The organism is Micromonospora sp. WMMD736, assembly GCF_049179015.1.
Classification (GTDB): Bacteria; Actinomycetota; Actinomycetes; order Mycobacteriales; family Micromonosporaceae; genus Micromonospora.
This window is the reverse complement of sequence record NZ_JBMHMI010000178.1, coordinates 1-3,453: the sequence shown is the minus strand read 5'-3', so window position 1 is coordinate 3,453 and position 3,453 is coordinate 1. Positions and strand designations below refer to the sequence as shown.

Genomic DNA, 3,453 nt, shown 5'->3' with positions numbered 1-3,453 from the left:
GACACCGAGCTCGCGGCACAGGGCGGCCAGCTTGTCCCGGGTGGCCGCATCGATGGCGAACTCGACCGAATCTCCACTGCCGCTGGGCAACACCGGCCGAGCGAAATCCGGCCGCAGCCCCGTCTCGTCGGGCAGCCCGGCGAGTTGGGTACGCCAGTACTCCCGCTGCGGGCCGACGATGCCGGCATCGTCGCCGAACAGCCCGGCCTGCCAGACGCTGTAGTCGGCGTACTGCAGCTCCAGGGGCGCCCAGGAGGGTGGCCGCCCGGCCCGGCGGGCGCGGTAGGCGGTCAGCATGTCGGAGTACAGCACCGTCGCCGACCAGTGATCGCCGGCAATGTGGTGCAGCACCAGCGACAGCACATGCCGGTCATCATCGGTGCTGAGGATCGACGCTCGAATCGGCCACTCGTACTCCAGGTCGAACGCGTGGCGCCGGTCGCGGTCCAGTTCGCGGTGCAGCCACTGGTCACCGGTACCCCGTTCGGTGCGAACAGCCAGTCCCGCTGCCGGGTTGATGATCTGGTGCGGCACCCCGTCGATCTCCCGGTAGGTGGTTCGTAGGATCTCGTGGCGGTCGACGACGTCGCCGACGGCCAGCGCCAGCGCGTCGACATCGAAACGGCCGCGCAGTTCGGCGGCGAACGGGATGTTGTTCACCGCGCTGGGACCGTCGATGCGATAGCCGAACCAGGATCGCAGCTGCGACGCCGAGAGTCGCACCGGACCGTCTACGGGGGACGCGGTCAACCGGGGTCGGGCCGGGGCGCCCGACGCCACCGCGGCGTCGACGTACTCGGCCAGCCTCGCCACCGTCTCGAGTTCGAAGATCTCCCGGACGCCCAGGTCGACACCGAGCCGGGAGCGCACCGCGGCCACCAGCTTGGTCGCCAGCAGCGAGTGCCCGCCGAGTTCGAAGAACGAATCGTCGGCCCCGACATCGTCGCGGCTGAGCAGTTCGCCGAACAGGGCGGCCAGCCGGCGCTCCGATTCGGTCGTGGGCGCGCGGAATTCGGTTCCCGACGAGATCTCCGGAACCGGGAGCGCCGGCCGGTCGATCTTGCCGTGTGTGGTGATCGGGATCTCATCGAGCACGACGAAGCCGGCCGGCACCATGTACTCGGGCAGCGCCGCTGCAACCCGGGCCTTGATCCGGTCCAGGTCAACGGAATCGCGGTCGCCATCGGCGGGTGTCACGTATCCGACCAGGCTTCTGCCCAGCGCGGGCAGTTCGCAGACCACCACGACCGCCTGCCCGACGCTGGGGTCCACCGAGATGGCCGCGGCCACATCGCCGAGTTCGATCCGGAAGCCCCGGATCTTGACCTGCTCATCGGCCCGGCCGACGAACTCGATGTCGCCCTCGGCGTTGCGCCGCGCCAGATCGCCGGTCCGGTACAACCGTGCGCCCGGGGTGAACGGGTCAGCGATGAAGCGTTCGGCGGTCAGCCCGGGACGTTGATGATAGCCATGCGCGACATGCGTTCCGCCGATGTAGATCTCCCCGAGCACACCCACCGGAACCGGTTGCAGCGCGTCGTCGAGCAGGTACATCGTGGTGTTGATCTTGGGCCGGCCGATCGGCACGATGCGGGTGCCCTGTTTACCCTGCACCTTGTAGCGGCTGGCGTTGACCACCGTTTCGGTGGGCCCGTAGAAGTTGTGCAACAACGCGTCGAAGGTGGCGTGGAACTTGTCGGCCACCTCGCCGGGCAGGGGTTCACCGCCGATCGGGACGCGCTGCAGGGTGCGCCACTGGTTGACCCCGGGCAGCGACAGGAACAGGCCCAGCAGCGACGGCACGAAATGCATGGCCGTGATGCCCTCGCGGTGCAGCAGGTCGGTCAGGTAGCCGATGTCGTTGAGCCCACCGGGCTTGTGAACGACGATGCGCGCGCCGCAGGCCAGCGTGCCGAACACCTCGGCGATCGACACATCGAAGCTCGGCGACGCGACCTGTAGCAACCGGTCCTCCGCGTCGACCTGGTAGTCGTCCTTGAACCAGACGAAGTACTCGGCGATCGGCCGGTGCGGCACCGGCACACCCTTGGGCAGCCCGGTGGTACCCGAGGTGTAGATCAGGTATGCCGTGTTGTCCGGCCGCAGTGGGCGGACCCGCTGCGCATCGTCGGGATTGTCGGTGCGGTAGCCGTCCACGTCCGTCGGCGGCTCGCGCAGCACCAGTTTGGCGTCGCAGTCGCCCAGGATGAACGACAACCGATCGTCGGGGTAGGTCGGATCGATCGGCAGGTACACCGCACCCGCCTTCGCGACGCCCAGCGCAGTGACGATCAGTTCCGGGGACTTGTCCAGCAGCACTGCGACGCGGTCCTCGGCGCCGATGCCCTGATCGATCAGCCAGTGCGCGATCCGGTTGGCGGCCTCGTTGACCTCCCGGTAGGTGAAGTAGCGCCCTTCGTAGACCACCGCGACGGCGTCCGGGGTACGGGCAACCTGCGCCTGCACCAGGTCGGCGAGCGTGTTTGGCGCGGTGTGGAATTCCTCGCCGTGGGACGCCTGCCGCAGCCAAACTTCGTCTGCCGGGCTCATCAGCCGCAGCTGGGCCAGTGTGGCGTCGGGCCGCGACAACGCATCCTCGAGCAGCTCGGCGAAATGGCGCAGCAATTGGTCACCCAGTTCGGGGCCGATGATCTCCAGCAGGTGTTCGACTTCGACGAGCACGCCTGCGCCGGCGGGGTCAGCGTCGAATTCGATCATGATGCCCAGTGGCAGCTGGGTGAGCTGGCTGCGCAGTTCGGCGCGTTCACAGCGCACACCGGGCGGGGTGAAGCCGAACCGGTCAGGTCCGCGGAAGCCGAAGCTCACCCGGGTCATCCGCTCGGCGCCGTGGCGCCGGTCGGGGTTCAGCACCCGGACGACGTGGTCCAGGTTGATGGTTTGATGTGCGAACGCGCCCAGCGCCGTATCGCGACTCTGGATCAGCAGGTCGCGGAACGTCATCGACGCCTTCGGGCGCAGCCGCATCGCAACCGTGTTGCCGTAGTAGCCGATCGAGTCGTCGGTGCCTGTCATCCGGTTCAAAACCGGCGTGACGGCCAGGAAATCATCGGTATGGGTATAGCGGTAGATCAGGGTGGCGAACACGGCCAGCAGCACCGAGTACGGCGTTCCGTTGGACTCAGCCGCCAAGGCCGCAACCCGATCTGCGGTGGCCGCGGGCAGTCGCAGCGTGGCCCGTGCCGACCGCCAGCTGGTGGGTATCGCAGACCCGTGCGGACCGGGCAGTTCCAGCGGTTCGGGTGGGTCGGCCATCACCGCGCGCCAGTACTCGAGGTCGGCATCGGTGTTGGCGGCCGCCGGAATCGGAGCATGGCGCTCGGGCCCCAGCTCGCCACCGGTGTAGGCACGGGTGAGGTCTCCGAAGAACACCTCCCAGCTGCCGTCGTCCCAGGCGATGTGGTGGGCCACCAACAACATCAGGTACTCATCGGA

General features: G+C 68.1%; 1 protein-coding gene. It reads right to left on the bottom strand.

Annotated elements, in window-relative coordinates:
• Nucleotides 1–3,438, bottom strand: a 3,438-nt coding sequence (locus tag ACN269_RS35325) for an amino acid adenylation domain-containing protein (protein ID WP_421477782.1), incomplete at its 3' end; no start/stop codon positions are given.
• Nucleotides 3,439–3,453 lie beyond the last annotated feature (15 nt).